Source organism: Streptomyces sp. NPDC048623, assembly GCF_040650755.1.
Classification (GTDB): Bacteria; Actinomycetota; Actinomycetes; order Streptomycetales; family Streptomycetaceae; genus Streptomyces.
The window spans coordinates 254,431-269,118 of record NZ_JBEZHV010000005.1 but is presented as its reverse complement, the minus strand read 5'-3'; the positions used below and the strand labels follow the sequence as shown (position 1 = coordinate 269,118).

Here is a 14,688-nt window from a genome sequence, read left to right as displayed (position 1 = left end):
GGCCGATCCCTTCCCCGTCACAGGGGGAAGTAGCGGGTGAACGGGTCCGCGCCGACCCCGAGCTCGTCTCCGAAGGGGGTGTCCAGCTGGTGGATGAGCAGCACCGTGAAGGCGATGAACCCGGTCAGGCCCATCACGAGGATCACGTGGGTGCTGCTCCGGTTGAGCCCGAAGAGGAACATGAAGGCCACGGTCAGCACCCCGCCGATGACCAGGCCCGCCCACAGGACGACGGAGAGGCGCTCCTCGGCCGCCGCCTCGCGGCCGCGCCGGGCGTCGTCCACGTAGCCGATCTGGGCGAGGACCTCCTGGGCGGCGATCTGCTGGGCGGTGGTGCCGCGCCCGTGCAGCTCGCCGGCGGTGCGCAGCCGGTCGAGCAGCGCCCAGCCCTCGTCGCCGAGGGGCTCGCGCTCGGCCATGCGGGGCCACTCGACGTCCACGACGTGGGTCGCGTACGAGGTGGCCGCCTCCCGCAGCGGTTCGCGCTGCTCGGCGGGCAGGGCCATGGCCAGCAGATACGTCTGGTGCAGGGCGCTGGCCTCGGCCTGGACGCGGTCGTCGGCGGTGGCGCGGTTGTCCCAGACGGAGACCAGGCAGAGGCCGAGCACCAGGGCGTAGAAGACCGACACCATCATCGAGATGTACTCGGCGACGTCCTCGCGGACCTCTTCGCCCTCGCGGAGCGGGAAGAGCTTCGTCTTGACGTACACGGCGACGGCGGCGACCAGGGCGACGGCGAAGACGACGGCGAGGGTTTCCAGCAGGGCCATGAGGTCTCTCAGGAGTGGCGGTTGCCGAGCAGGACGGCGGCGATTGCGGCCGGGATCAGGATCAGCAGGAGCGTCAGGACGACGCCGAGGTGCGGGAGTTCGCGGGAGCGGCGGTGCACGCGGGAGAGCAGGCCCTCGTCGTCGGTGGCGAGGGTGGCGCGCCGCTGGTCGGGCGGGGGCTGGACGGCGGGAGCGGTGGGGGCGGCTGGGACGGCTGAGGCGGCGGCGGGTGGCCGGGGTGCGGCGCCAGAGGGGAGGGCTCCGGTGGCCGGGCTGGCGGGTCCGGCTGCGGCAGCGGCAGCTCCGAGGGCTCCGGACCCGGCCACGGCGGGAACTCCGGGAACTCCGGGAGCCCCTGCGGCCCCGGCACTTGCGGTGGTACCCCGCATCCCACCCACCCCGGCCGCCCCACCGACAACAGCTCCCCCAGGAGCCCCTCCCGCCCCCACCGTTCCCGGTCCCGACGCGGGCGCGTCCACCCGGAACGCCGCCGAGGAAAGGGCGGACAGCAGCGGCGCCGGGAGCCGTTCGCCCCGCTCGCCCACGGTCGTGACCCGGTCGCTGCCCTCGGCGAGACCCGCGCTGCGGTACGACCCGGGCCCGCGCCGTACCGTCGCCGTGCACCCGGCGGAGACGCCCGGGGCGAGCACGGGCACGGCGCACACCGGGCCGCCGGGCGCGGCGCCCAGGGCCTGGTCGGTGAGCCGGACGGCGTGGACGGGGCGGTTGCCCCGGTTGGTGATCGTGTAGCGGACGGTGACCGTGCTCAGGGCGGCCGCCCGCCCGACCCGTACCGCCTCGGTGAGCGCGAGCGCGCCGGCCACGCCCTCGTACCCGGAGCGCGCGGTGGCCGTGACCTGCCGGCCGAGGGAGGGGATGGCTCCGGTGGCCCGGGCGGTCGCGAGGTGGCGGCCGGGCGCGGCGCGGAAACGGGCGGTGCACACCATCGACGCGAGGGCGTTCAGGGTGCGCCGGGGGCAGTCCGCCCGCCCACCGGGCACACCGGGATCGCTCACACCGACCTCGTACAGATCGGCCTCACCCCGGTTGACCAGCCGATACCGCTTCACCACGAACCCACCGGCCCGCACCGCGACGTCGGCCCCCGCGGGCACGGTGTTCACAGTGACGCTCATCCCGAGCGCGTTCCCGCCGGCCCCGCCCGCGCTCGCGGTCTGCGGGCACATCGCCAGAAGGAGCGACAGCAATAACAGCGCCGACGGTGCGTGCCGAGCCCGCATGGCACCTCCCTCTCCCAGCCGAACAGGCGAATAGTCGGATGATCGTTCCGCTGGGTCATGCTGTCCGCCCGGCCCCCACCCCCACCCCCCAAGACACGCCCCACCCACCCCACCCGGACCCCGCATTCACCCGTCCGCCCCTACATCTCCCAGTCCTCCCCGTAGAACGTGGGCTCGCTGATCGTGGTGTCCCCGACTCTGGTCGTGTCCAAGGCCAGCTTGGGTCCGTCCGGGACGGCCGCTCCGCTAGGGCTGAAGCGCAGGCCCAGGTCGTGTTCCTCGGCGTGCTGGATCACGGCTGCGTCGAGGGTCGAGGGCGTCACACCGACGAGCGGGATGCCGGCGTAGTGGACCTGCGGTCCTGTGCGGCCGTGCACGGTCACGGCGCCCAGCCGCGGGACGCCGTCCTGATACGTCCAGTAGTGCGCGCTCACCCCGGCCTTCTCGAACCGGTCCTCGCCGAGATCCCACTGCCCGTCCTCGGTGTAGAACCAGAAGGGGAACCGACCGATCCTGCCTGCCGGTATTTCGCCGTCGAGGGCAGCCGCCACCTGAGGCGGGGTCATCCCGAACCGGAGCGGCCCCACCTGCCGCAGCGGTACCCACTCCCAACGCGGACGGCCGTGGTCGGGCGTCACCGGCCAGGCCCCCGGGTTCGTCCCCCGCTCACTGACGTCCTGCCAGTGCCTGACGGGCGCTGCCGCGTAGGGGTCGTGGGCAAGCCCGGGGCCGACGAGCAGGACGGAGGTGACCAGCGTGTCCTTCCGCTCCAGCCCGCCCTCGGTGCACAGCCTCCACTCTTGAGCGGTCCCCATGGACACCCCCCAGGCAGCGATCTCCGGGTCCCCGCTCCAGTTCACCTGCACCTCAGCCCCCTGTTGGCGGGCGAGGTCGTGGATCTCCTTGCGGACCTCGGACGGGACCCGGCCGACCAGCTCGACCTCCCCAAAACGCACGAGGGGGCCCTCCAGAGCATCGACCGCCACGGCGACCAGGGTCATGCCCCGATCGTAGATACAGGTCAGACCAGTCTTTTGATAGCTGTCCCAGAACATGCCGTCGGCCGCGACCTGTCCGCCGCCGTAGAGCGGTCCGCCCAGGGCGGCCTTCACCTCGTCGGAGTCCATCCCGAACTTCAGCGGCCCCACCCCTACCCGGGGATCGAGCACCCACCGCGCCCGGGCCTCCGGCTTCCGGTCCCACCAGCCCACTTCAACCCCTCCCAGCAGCGCGGGCGCACTGCCCGCTGATCACGAACGGAGCCCATGGGCCGCCTCTGGCAGGCATGGTCATCCGATGCGGATGGCAAGCTTGAACCATGAACGATGCCGCCCCGGCGCCCACCCCCGCGCCCGCGCCCCGCCGTGCCCGTGTCCGTGCCCCCGAGCTGATCGGCAAGGGCGGCTGGCTGAACACCGGAGGCAAGGAACTCACCCTCGCTGACCTGCGAGGCAAGTGCGTTTTGCTCGATTTTTGGACCTTTTGCTGTGTGAACTGCCTGCACGTCCTCGACGAGCTGCGCGAGCTGGAGGAGAAGCACCGCGACACGCTCGTCATCGTCGGCGTGCACTCGCCGAAGTTCGTGCACGAGGCCGAGCATCAGGCGGTCGTCGACGCCGTCGAGCGGTACGAGGTGCACCATCCCGTCCTGGACGACCCGGAGCTGGCGACCTGGAAGCAGTACGCGGTGCGGGCGTGGCCGACGCTCGTCGTGATCGATCCCGAGGGGTATGTCGTCGCCCAGCACGCGGGTGAGGGGCACGCCAACGCGATCCGGACGCTGGTCGAGGAGCTGGAGGCGGAGCACGCGGCCAAGGGGACGCTGCGGCGCGGCGACGGGCCGTACGTGCCGCCGGAGCCGGTCGCGACCGATCTGCGGTTCCCCGGCAAGGCGGTCCTGCTGCCGTCTGGGAACCTGCTCGTCTCCGACACCACCCGGCACCAGCTCGTCGAGCTGGCCGAGGACGGCGAGACCGTCGTACGGCGGATCGGCGACGAGACGACCTTCCGCGAGCCGCAGGGGCTCGCGCTGCTGCCGGACGGGAAGGTCGTCGTCGCCGACACCGTCAACCACGCCCTGAAGACCTTCGACCCGGAGAGCGGGGCGATCGAGCGGATCGCGGGCACCGGACGCCAGTGGTGGCAGGGCTCCCCCACCTCCGGGCCCGCCCTCGACGTCGACCTGTCCTCGCCGTGGGACGTCGCCTGGTGGCAGGGCAAGGTGTGGATCGCGATGGCCGGTGTCCACCAGATCTGGACGTACGACCCCGAGACCGGCACCGTCCAGGTCGCGGCCGGCACCACCAACGAGGGCCTGGTCGACGGGCCGGCCGCCGAGGCCTGGTTCGCGCAGCCCTCCGGGCTCGCCGCCACCGCCGACCGGCTGTGGATCGCCGACTCCGAGACCAGCGCGCTCCGCTCCATCGACACCGAGGGGGTCGTGCACACCGCCGTCGGCACCGGGCTCTTCGACTTCGGGCACCGCGACGGCGCCGCCGACCAGGCGCTCTTCCAGCACCCGCTGGGAGTCACCGCCCTCCCCGACGGCTCGGTCGCCGTCTCCGACACGTACAACCACGCGCTGCGCCGCTTCGACCCGGCGAGCGGCGAGGTCACCACCCTCGCCACCGATCTGCGCGAGCCCAGCGACGCGGTCGTGGTCGGCGAGGACGTCGTGGTCGTCGAGTCGGCCCGGCACCGGCTCACCCGCCTGCGGCTGCCCGAGGAGGCCGTGCAGGTCGAGTCGGTCGCCCACCGCACCCGGCGCGAGGCCACCGAGGTCGCGCCCGGGCGGCTCCGTCTCGACGTGGTCTTCCAGGCGCCGAAGGGCCAGAAGCTCGACACCCGCTACGGGCCTTCCACCCGGCTCCTCGTCTCCTCGACGCCGCCGGAGCTGCTCCTCGACGGCGAGGGCACGGGCACGGACCTCTTCCGCGAGCTGGAGCTGAACCCCGAGCTCACCGAGGGCGTGCTGCACGTCTCCGCGATGGCCGCGTCCTGCGACGACGACCCGGAGAACGAGTACCCGGCCTGCCACGTGCACCAGCAGGACTGGGGCGTCCCGGTCCGCCTCACGGCCGACGGCGCGGCCCGGCTCCCGCTGATCCTCGCGGGTATGGACGCCTGACGACGAGCGGCCCCGGCCGACCCGCGGCCGGGGCCCCTCACGTCCCGGACAGGCCCTAACCCTCCAGGAACGCCACCAGCGCGTTCGCCAGGTGGTGCGGGTCCTCCGCGCCGCACAGCTCGCGCGCGCTGTGCATGGACAGGCACGCGACGCCGATGTCGACCGTCGAGATGCCGTGGCGGGCGGCGGTGATCGGGCCGATCGTGGTGCCGCAGGGCATGTCGTTGTTGGAGACGAAGGACTGCCACGGCACGCCCGCCTTCTCGCAGGCGGTGGCGAACACGGCCCGGCCGCTGCCGTCGGTGGCGTAGCGCTGGTTGACGTTCACCTTGAGGATCGGGCCGCCGTTGGGGCGCGGGTGGTGCGTCGGGTCGTGGCGCTCGCTGTAGTTGGGGTGCACGGCGTGGCCGACGTCGGAGGAGAGGCAGACCGAGCCGGCGAGGGCCCGCGCCTTGTCCTCGTAACCGCCGCCCCGCGCGTACACCGAACGCTCCAGGACGTTCCCGAGGAGCGGGCCGTGGGCGCCGGTGTCGGCCTCCGAGCCGTTCTCCTCGTGGTCGAAGGCGGCGAGGACCGGGATGTACGGAAGACCGGGGCGGCTCGCGGCGGCGGTGAGCGCGGCGACGCAGGCGTGCACCGAGATCAGGTTGTCCATGCGCGGGCCGGCGAGCAGCTCGCGGTCGCGGCCCAGGTAGGCGGGGGCCTCCAGGGCGTGCACCATGAGGTCCCAGCCCGCCACGTCCTCGGCGTCGACGCCCGCCTCGTCGGCGACGAACGACACCAGGTCTCCCTCGTGGACCTCTCCCAGGCCCCAGATGGGCTGCATGTGGCGCTGGCGCTCCAGCTTCATGCCCTCGTTGACCTGGCGGTCCAGGTGGATGGCGAGCTGCGGCACGCGCAGCAGCGGCCGGTCCACGTTCACCAGGTGCTTGCTGCCGTCCCTGAGCGTGAGGCGGCCGGCCAGGCCCAGGTCGCGGTCGAGCCAGCTGTTGAGCAGCGGTCCGCCGTAGATCTCGACGGAGACCTGGCGCCAGCCCTCGCGGCCGAAGTCGGGCTGCGGCTTGACCCGCAGGTTCGGCGAGTCGGTGTGGGCGCCGACGATCCGGAACGGGGTGTGCGGGGCGGCGCCCTCCGGCACGTACCACGCGATGATCGCGCCGCCGCGGATCACGTACTTGCCGCCCCACGTTCCGTCCCAGGCGTCGGTCTCCTCGACCTTGCGGAAGCCCGCCTTCTCCAGCCGCTCCGCCGCGTTGGCCACGACGTGGTACGGCGAGGGCGACGCCGTCAGGAAGGTCATGAGGTCATCGGTGTGGCCGCGGTCGAAGCGGGAAGGTGCGCTACTCATGCCGTTCACCTTACGCAGGTCTCGGAATACGGGACCGGGGTACCGGTCCGCAGGAAAGGCGGAACGTGACCTCGGCAAAGGCGGAACGGCCCGCTCCCCTCCCCGGGAGCGAGCCGTTCCAGTAGGACGAGGGGGCGTCTCAGAACGCGGCCTCGTCCAGGTCCATCAGCGAGCGGTCCACGCCCTCGGCGAGGAGACGCTCGGCGGACACGCCCGGCAGGACGTTGGCGGCGAAGAACTTCGCGGCCGCGATCTTGCCCTGGTAGAAGGCGACGTCCTTGCCGGAGGCGCCGGCCGCCAGCTTCTCGGCGGCCACGGCCGCACCGCGCAGCAGCAGGTAGCCGACGACCACGTCGCCGGAGGCCAGCAGCAGGCGGGTGGTGTTGAGGCCGACCTTGTAGATGTTCTTGAGGTCCTCGCCGGTGGCGGTGAGGTCGGTCAGCATGACGCCGACGATGCCCTCCAGGTCGACGGCCGCCTTGGCGAGCGCGTCGCGGGCGCCGGCCAGCTCCTCGCCGCCGGTGCCGACCGCGAGGAACTTCTTGATCTCCTCGGCCAGCGCGTTCAGGGACGCGCCCTGGTCGCGGACGATCTTGCGGAAGAAGAAGTCCTGGCCCTGGATGGCCGTGGTGCCCTCGTAGAGGGTGTCGATCTTGGAGTCCCGGATGTACTGCTCGATCGGGTACTCCTGCAGGAAGCCGGAGCCGCCGAAGGTCTGCAGCGACTGCGCGAGCTGCTCGTAGCCCTTCTCGGAGCCGTAGCCCTTGACGATCGGGAGCAGCAGGTCGTTCAGGCCGTGCAGGGCCTTGGCGTCCTCGCCGGCCGCCTCCTTGACCGCGATCTCGTCCTGCACGGAGGCCGTGTAGAGGACGAGGGAGCGCATGCCCTCGGCGTACGCCTTCTGCGTCATCAGCGAGCGGCGCACGTCCGGGTGGTGCGTGATGGTGACCTTGGGGGCGGACTTGTCCATGAACTGCGCCAGGTCGGTGCCCTGGACGCGCTCCTTGGCGTACTCCAGGGCGTTGAGGTAGCCCGTGGAGAGGGTGGAGATCGCCTTCGTGCCGACCATCATGCGGGCGAACTCGATGATGAGGAACATCTGGCGGATGCCGTCGTGCTTGTCGCCGATCAGCCAGCCCTTGGCGGGGTGCTTGTCGCCGAAGGTCATCTCGCACGTGTTGGAGGCCTTGAGGCCCATCTTGTGCTCGACGTTGGTGGCGTAGACGCCGTTGCGGGCGCCGAGCTCGCCGGTCTCCCAGTCGAACTCGTACTTCGGGACGAGGAAGAGCGAGAGGCCCTTGGTGCCGGGGCCGGCACCCTCGGGGCGGGCGAGGACGTAGTGGAGGATGTTCTCCTCCATGTCGTGCTCACCGGAGGTGATGAAGCGCTTCACGCCCGTGATGTGCCAGGAGCCGTCCTCCTGCTGGACGGCCTTGGTGCGGCCGGCGCCGACGTCCGAGCCCGCGTCGGGCTCGGTGAGCACCATGGTGGAGCCCCAGCGCTTCTCGACCGCGATCTTCGCGACCTTCTTCTGCGCCTCGTTGCCCTCGTTGTAGAGGATGCCGGCGAACGCCGGGCCGGAGGAGTACATCCAGATGGCCGGGTTCGAGCCGAGCAGCAGCTCCGCGTAGGCCCAGATGAGCGAGCGCGGGGAGACGGTGCCGCCGATCTCCTCCGGGATGCCCAGGCGCCAGTACTCGGACTCCATGAAGGCGTTGTACGAGTTCTTGAAGGAGGCCGGCACCGGGGCGGTGTTGGTCTCCGGGTCGAAGACCGGCGGGTTGCGGTCGGCGTCGGCGAAGGACTCGGCCAGCTCGTTCTCGGCGAGGCGGCGGATCTCGTCGAGGATGCTCTTCGCGGTCTCGACGTCCATCTCCTCGAACGGACCGCTGCCGTACACCTTGTCGCGGCCGAGCACCTCGAAGAGGTTGAACTCGATGTCGCGGAGATTCGACTTGTAGTGCCCCATGGCGACGGCTCCGTAAAGATTCGGGGAGGGAAGGACCTCGTACACGTACTGCTACTACTCATGGGTAGCTCACGCTCTCTCCGATGATGCTACCCGCCGGTAATAAAGGCAACCCCTTTCCGGACATCTGTGACGCGGGCCGCAGCCCCCGCCGGGCCCTCGATAGGCTTTGCCCCATGTACGGCTACGAGCAGAACCCGGGTGCCCAGCAGCAGTACGCGCCGCCTCCGCAGGGGCAGTACGCGCCCCAGGGTGGGATGCCGGGCATGCAGCAGGGCATGCCGGGCGGTATGCAGCAGGGTTACGCCCAGCAGCCCCCGCTCTACCCCGAGCCGTCGCCGCCGTCGCTCGCGGACGCGGTGCGGGCCTTCACGACCGGGCAGATGGCCGCCGAGGACTTCCAGCAGATCTTCGCGACCTCCAAGGTCTACTGCCCGCGCGGCGACAATCCCGGCTTCCTGGCGCTGCACAACACTCAGCAGCCGGTGATCCCGATGTTCACCACGCTCAAGGAGCTGCGGCGCTACGCGGGCAAGGAGTCCAAGTACTTCGTGATCACGGGCGCCGAGGTGATCGACCTGCTGCCGACCGGCTACGGCTTCGTCCTCGACATGGAGGGCGACCACCGGATGGTCTTCGACGCCAAGGCCGTGGAGCAGATGGTCGACTACGCGATGCGCCGGATGTACGGCTGACGGACGTCGGATGTGCCGACGTCGGATGCGCCATGGGACGCCCGGGGGGAATTCCTCCCGGGCGTTCCGCGTTCCGGGTGGCAGGAAGTTCAGGATTCAACTAAACTGGCCGCACAAGGCGCCGAGGAGTGCGCCCAAGGAGGTCCGCCATGCCCGCCGTGACTGTCGAGAACCCGCTCACCCTGCCCCGCGTCAGCGCCGCCGCCGACGCCGTCGCCCGCCCGGTGCTCGCCGTGACCACGGCCCCCTCGGGCTTCGAGGGCGAGGGCTTCCCGGTGCGCCGCGCCTTCGCCGGCATCAACTACCAGTACCTCGACCCGTTCATCATGATGGACCAGATGGGCGAGGTGGAGTACGCGCCGGGCGAGCCCAAGGGCACCCCCTGGCACCCGCACCGCGGCTTCGAGACCGTCACCTACATCATCGACGGCATCTTCGACCACCAGGACTCCAACGGCGGTGGCGGCACCATCACCAACGGCGACACCCAGTGGATGACCGCCGGTGCCGGCCTGCTCCACATCGAGGCCCCGCCGGAGCACCTCGTCGTCAGCGGCGGCCTCTTCCACGGCCTCCAGCTGTGGGTGAACCTGCCCGCCTCCGACAAGATGATGGCCCCCCGCTACCAGGACATCCGCGGCGGCCAGGTCCAGCTGCTCACCTCGCCCGACGGCGGCGCGCTGCTCCGCGTCATCGCCGGCGAGCTCGACGGGCACGAGGGCCCGGGCATCACCCACACCCCGATCACCATGATCCACGCGACCCTCCGCCCCGGCGCCGAGATCAACCTCCCGTGGCGCGAGGACTTCAACGGCCTCGCGTACGTCATGGCCGGCCGCGGCACCGTCGGTGCCGAGCGGCGCCCGGTCCACATGGGCCAGACCGCCGTCTTCGGCAAGGGCGGCGTGCTGACCGTGCGCGCCGACGAGAAGCAGGACGGGAACACCCCCGACCTGGAGGTCGTGCTCCTCGGCGGGCAGCCGATCCGCGAGCCCATGGCGCACTACGGCCCGTTCGTCATGAACACCCAGGCCGAACTCCGCCAGGCCTTCGAGGACTTCCAGGCGGGCCGGCTCGGCTCGATCCCGGCGGTGCACGGCATGGGCGAGTAAGGGCCTTCACAGAGGCAGGGGTAGGGGTACGGGTACGAGGGCGGCGCCCCCGTCCCCGTACCCCTGACGTCGCGTCACCCGTACGGTCCGGCAGCGCGCGACGACACGCCGACCGCCGTGGTCCGGTGGACGCATGCCCGCCGAACCGCGCCCGCTGCTGCCCGAGGGCGCCCGCCGTGCCGCCGCCTGGTGCGCCGTCGCGCTGCTCGTGGCCGGCGTCGCGGCCGTCTTCATCTGGCTGTGCGTGGTCTTCAAGACGGCCGTGACGCCCGCCCTGCTCGCGCTGCTCGGGGCCGCGCTCCTCGGCCCGCTCTACCGGCGCCTGCTGCGGATGAAGGTGCGGAAGTCGGCCGCCGCGGGGCTCACCGTGCTCGCCGTGCTCGCGGTCGTCGGCGGCGCCACGTACGTCGTCGTCGCCGCGCTCGTCGAGACCGGCGCCCAGATCATCGACTCGCTGCGGCAGGCCGCCCAGGACATCGCGAAACACTTCGGCGCGGCCGGCACCTCGATCGACGACGTCGCCGGGAACGCCAAGCAGCTCCTGGAGAAGTTCGGCGGGACGGCCGCCTCCGGGGTGATCTCCGGCCTCAGCGTGGTCGGCCAGATGCTCGCCACCGCCGCCCTCGCCCTCGTCCTCATCTTCTTCTTCCTGCGCGACTCCGACCGGGCGGCCGGCGTGCTGCGTTCGCTCGCTCCCCGCTCCACCGGCGACCTCATGGAGGCGATGGGGCGGCGCGCCTTCGAGGCGGTCGAGGGCTTCATGCGCGGGACGACGTTCGTGGCGCTCGTCGACGCGATCCTCATCGGCATCGGCCTGGTCGTCCTGCGGGTGCCGGGCGCGGTCGGCCTCGCCGCGCTCGTCTTCATCACCGCGTACATCCCCTATCTCGGCGCCTTCCTCTCCGGCGCCATCGCCGTGCTCGTCGCGCTCGCCGACCGGGGTTTCGTCATCGCGCTGTGGGTGCTCGGCGTCGTCCTCGCCGTCCAGATGATCGAGGGCTATCTGCTCCAGCCGATGGTGCAGTCCCGGACCGTGCAGATGCATCCGGCGGTGGTCATGCTCGCGATCACCGCCGGGGCGTCCGTGGCGGGGATCCTCGGCATGCTCCTCGCCGTGCCGCTGACCGCCGCCTTCTTCGGCATCGTCGGGGAACTGCGCAGCCGGTACGGGGAGCCCGTGGCGGGGGAGGCGGGGGAGGCGGGGGAGGCGCGGGAGGCGCCGGACTGATCAGGCCGATCAGGCTGTTCAGGCCGTGGCCATGCCGCCGCGCTCGAAGGACCGCAGCATCTCCTCCAGGGCCGCCTGGTCGGGACCGATGAACGGGTCCGCGTCCGGGGCCATGGTGAGCGTCTCGACCAGCGAGGAGGTCATCCGTACGGCCGGCGGCAGGTGGGTGCTCAGCACGATCTCCGGGTTCATCTCCCGGACCTGGTCCACCCACATCCCGTACTTCAGCGCGTCGACGACCTGCACCCACGGGCTGTCGAGCGTCGCCCACAGCAGCTGCGCGGCCCGCAGTTCCTCCGGCTTGAGGTCGTTGGCGTGGCCGCTCTCGGCGAGTTCGGCGGTGGGCATCGGGCCGCCGAAGCAGTCCGAGCTGAAGCAGATCCGGGTCTTCTCGTCGTAGAAGCCCACGGTGGCCGGGTTGTCGAAGAGGGGCGGCCGGAAGGCCGCCAGGGTGCGGTCGCCGACGTCCAGGCGCTGGCCGGGGTTGACGAAGTAGAGCCGGTCCATGGGGAGGGCGCGCTCGGTGGTCATGATCCCGGCGCCGACGAACGTGGTCACGACCTTGGCGTCCGGAGCCGCGTCGAGCAGGTCGAAGATGCCGCCGGTGTGATCCCGGTCGGGGTGGGTGAGCCAGATCCAGCGCACGTCGGCCGGGTCGATGACGGAGCCGAGCGTCGCGACGAAGTCGCGGTCCGCGACGGACAGACCCGTGTCGACGACGACCGGTTCCGCCGCCTTCAGGACGTAGGCGTTGACCGGGACGTGGCCGATCCCCGGGATCTCCAGGCTGTCGCCGATGACGGTGGTGTCGCTGCCGACCTTGTGTGTGTCCATGACGCGCTCCGTGGTCCCCCCGGGGGTCCTGCGGCGGCCGTACGGAACCAGTCTCCGCCGCCGGGCCGGGTGCCGCCCGTCGTACGCGGAACGCGCGGCGTACGTTCAACGCGCGGCGTACGTTCAACGCGCGGCGGCCGGGGGCAGACGCCTCAGGGCTCAGGGCCCTCAGGTGCAGCAGCCGTCCCCCGACGCCGGCTCGTCCAGCTCGAACCAGATCGACTTGCCCTCGCCGCGCGGGTCCACGCCCCACGTGTGGGCCAGCATCTCCATCAGGATCAGACCGCGTCCGCTGGACGCCAGCTCGCCCGGGTGGCGCTTGTGCGGGAGCTCGTCGCTCGCGTCGGAGACCTCGACCCGCAGCCGGCGGGCCTCCCCGCGGCAGGCCACCTCGGCGACGAGCAGCGCGTCGCCGTCGGTGTGGACGAGGACGTTGGTGACCATCTCGGAGACCATCAGGACGGCCGAGTCGACCTGGTCCGCGTCGTTCCAGTCGTGCAGCAGCTGGCGCACCTGCTCGCGGGCGGTCGCGATGTGTTCCGGCTCGGTCTGGGCGACGGTCATCAGCGTGCGGCGCGGGGCCTTCCGTACCGCCGTGCCCGCCTCCGTACCCTGCCGGGAGAGGAGCACGACCGCGATGTCGTCCTCGCGGCGGTCGGCGAGCGGGCCGGTGGTGTGGTGCGAGCCGGGCCCGTGGACGGCCTGGACGAGGCGGTCGGCGAGCGCCTCCAGGTCCTCGCCGTCGTCGGTCTCCAGGAGCGCCCGGACCCGTTCCCAGCCGGTGTCGAGGTCGTGGCCGCCGGTCTCCAGGAGGCCGTCGGTGCAGATCATCAGGGTCTCGCCGGGGTCCAGGGTGAGCCGGGTGGTGGGGTAGTCGGTGTCCGGGTCGATGCCGAGCGGCAGACCGCCGGCGGTGGGCCGGAGCAGAACCGTTCCGTCATTCATCCGCACCGCCGGGTCGGGGTGCCCGGCCCGGGCGATGTCGACGGCGCCGGTCTCCAGGTCGACCTCCAGGTAGAGGCAGGTCGCGAAGCGGGCCGCGCCGTACGCCTCCTCGTCGCCCCGGCCGCCGTCCCCCGCGGGGTCACCGGTGCCGTCGTTGATCCCGTAGAGGAAGCGGGAGGCGCGCGAGAGCACGGCGTCCGGGCGGTGCCCCTCGGAGGCGTACGCGCGCAGGGCGATCCGCAGCTGGCCCATGAGGCCGGCGGCCCGTACGTCGTGCCCCTGCACGTCCCCGATGACCAGCGCGATCCGCCCGGCGCCGGAGCCGCCGGGCAGCCGGATCAGGTCGTACCAGTCGCCGCCGACCTGGAGTCCGCCGCCGGTGGGCACGTAACGGGCCGCCACGTGGATGCCCGGGATCCCGGGGCCGAGCACCGGCATCATCGTCCGCTGGAGGCCGAGGGACAGCTCGCGCTCGGACTCGGCGACACCGGCCCGGGTGAGCGCCTGCGCCAGCATCCGGGCCACCGTGGTGAGCACGCTCCGCTCGTCCGGGGTGAAGGTCACCGGGTGCTTGAAGGCCGCCATCCAGGCACCCATGGTGCGCCCGGCGACGACGAGCGGGACGAAGGCCCAGGACCGCCGGTCGAAGCGCTGGGCCAGCGGCCAGGTCATCGGGTAGCGGCGGGCGTACTCCTCGGGGCTCGGCAGATAGATCGCGCGCCCCGTCCGTACCACCTCGGCCGCCGGGTAGTCGGTGTCCAGGGTCATCGAGGTGAACGGCCCCTCGTCGCCCTCGCCGTGCCCGTGGTGGCCGATGACCGTGAGCCGTTCGCCCGACATCCCGAAGACGGCGAGCCCGTCCGGCGAGAAGCCGGGCATGGCGAGGGCCGCGGCCACCCGCAGCACCTCGGCGGTGGACCGGGCCTCCGCGAGCGCCCGCCCGGCGTCGAGCAGGAAGGCCTCGCGGGAGCGGCGCCAGTCGCCGGTGATGGGGGTGTGCGGCCCGGAGGCGCCGGGCTGCGGCTCGGCGACCTCCTGGAGGGTGCCGACCAGCTGGTAGGCGTTGCCGTCGATCAGCGGCTTCGACCGGCTCCGTACCGTACGGATCACCCGGCCGTGCTCGTCCATGATCCGCAGCCGGGACTCGGCGAGGGTGCCCTCGGCGACGGCGAGGCCCACGATGCCGTCGATCTCGTTCCAGTCGACCGGATGGAAGCGCGAACGCACCTGGGCCTCGGTGAGCCGAACGGGTGCGGACGGCAGCCCGAGCAGCCGGGCCGCCTCGGCGTCGAGCGTGACGATCCCGGATGCGTTGTCCCAGCGCCACATGCCGGTCGCGATCGCGGCCAGGACGTCCTCGGTGCGCATTGCCCCACTTTATGAAGACCGGACAGCAGGCAGCCACCCGCGGATCACCCG

11 protein-coding genes are annotated in these 14,688 nt (G+C 72.0%); 4 read left to right on the top strand and 7 right to left on the bottom strand.

Annotated elements, in window-relative coordinates; all coding sequences use genetic code 11:
* Window positions 1–17: 17 nt before the first annotated feature.
* The 3 genes from AB0C73_RS10160 to AB0C73_RS10150 all read right to left on the bottom strand — a co-directional run bounded on the left by AB0C73_RS10160 (window position 18) and on the right by AB0C73_RS10150 (window position 3,138).
* Entirely contained in the window at window positions 18–770 is a 753-nt protein-coding gene (locus tag AB0C73_RS10160) for a hypothetical protein (protein ID WP_362526978.1), read from the bottom strand.
* An 8-nt stretch (window positions 771–778) separates the two neighbouring features.
* Window positions 779–1,906 carry a hypothetical protein gene (locus AB0C73_RS10155; RefSeq protein ID WP_362526976.1) on the bottom strand — a complete coding sequence of 376 codons (1,128 nt, stop codon included), beginning with the start codon at window positions 1,904–1,906 and terminating at the stop codon, window positions 779–781.
* A 245-nt stretch (window positions 1,907–2,151) separates the two neighbouring features.
* The gene (locus AB0C73_RS10150) at window positions 2,152–3,138 is read right to left on the bottom strand and encodes a hypothetical protein (RefSeq protein ID WP_362526974.1); all 987 of its coding nucleotides are present in this window, start codon (window positions 3,136–3,138) and stop codon (window positions 2,152–2,154) included.
* Between the two features lie 191 nt (window positions 3,139–3,329).
* Between AB0C73_RS10150 and AB0C73_RS10145 the strand changes: the two genes are divergently transcribed.
* Window positions 3,330–5,138, top strand: coding sequence for an NHL domain-containing thioredoxin family protein (locus tag AB0C73_RS10145; protein ID WP_362526972.1), 1,809 nt, complete (start codon window positions 3,330–3,332; stop codon window positions 5,136–5,138).
* A gap of 55 nt (window positions 5,139–5,193) precedes the next feature.
* On the opposite strand, the gene AB0C73_RS10140 is transcribed toward AB0C73_RS10145, so the two are convergent.
* Window positions 5,194–6,486: a M18 family aminopeptidase gene (locus tag AB0C73_RS10140; protein ID WP_362526970.1), complete on the bottom strand. Its 1,293-nt coding sequence runs from the start codon at window positions 6,484–6,486 to the stop codon at window positions 5,194–5,196.
* Between the two features lie 139 nt (window positions 6,487–6,625).
* Entirely contained in the window at window positions 6,626–8,455 is a 1,830-nt protein-coding gene (locus AB0C73_RS10135) for an acyl-CoA dehydrogenase (RefSeq protein WP_362526968.1), read from the bottom strand.
* A gap of 176 nt (window positions 8,456–8,631) precedes the next feature.
* Between AB0C73_RS10135 and AB0C73_RS10130 the strand changes: the two genes are divergently transcribed.
* The 3 genes from AB0C73_RS10130 to AB0C73_RS10120 all read left to right on the top strand — a co-directional run bounded on the left by AB0C73_RS10130 (window position 8,632) and on the right by AB0C73_RS10120 (window position 11,490).
* Window positions 8,632–9,150, top strand: a complete 519-nt coding sequence (locus AB0C73_RS10130) for an SseB family protein (protein ID WP_362526966.1) — start codon at window positions 8,632–8,634, stop codon at window positions 9,148–9,150.
* Window positions 9,151–9,299: 149 nt separating this feature from the next.
* Entirely contained in the window at window positions 9,300–10,262 is a 963-nt protein-coding gene (locus AB0C73_RS10125) for a pirin family protein (RefSeq protein ID WP_362526963.1), read from the top strand.
* A 133-nt stretch (window positions 10,263–10,395) separates the two neighbouring features.
* Entirely contained in the window at window positions 10,396–11,490 is a 1,095-nt protein-coding gene (locus tag AB0C73_RS10120) for an AI-2E family transporter (RefSeq protein WP_362526961.1), read from the top strand.
* Between the two features lie 18 nt (window positions 11,491–11,508).
* Here the strand turns inward: AB0C73_RS10120 and AB0C73_RS10115 are convergent, their stop codons facing one another.
* Both AB0C73_RS10115 and AB0C73_RS10110 read right to left on the bottom strand, forming a co-directional pair.
* Complete coding sequence (locus AB0C73_RS10115; protein ID WP_362526960.1) at window positions 11,509–12,324, bottom strand: MBL fold metallo-hydrolase; 816 nt, start codon at window positions 12,322–12,324, stop codon at window positions 11,509–11,511.
* 168 nt (window positions 12,325–12,492) lie between these two features.
* Window positions 12,493–14,637, bottom strand: coding sequence for a SpoIIE family protein phosphatase (locus AB0C73_RS10110; protein ID WP_362526958.1), 2,145 nt, complete (start codon window positions 14,635–14,637; stop codon window positions 12,493–12,495).
* Between the last annotated feature and the right edge of the window lie 51 nt (window positions 14,638–14,688).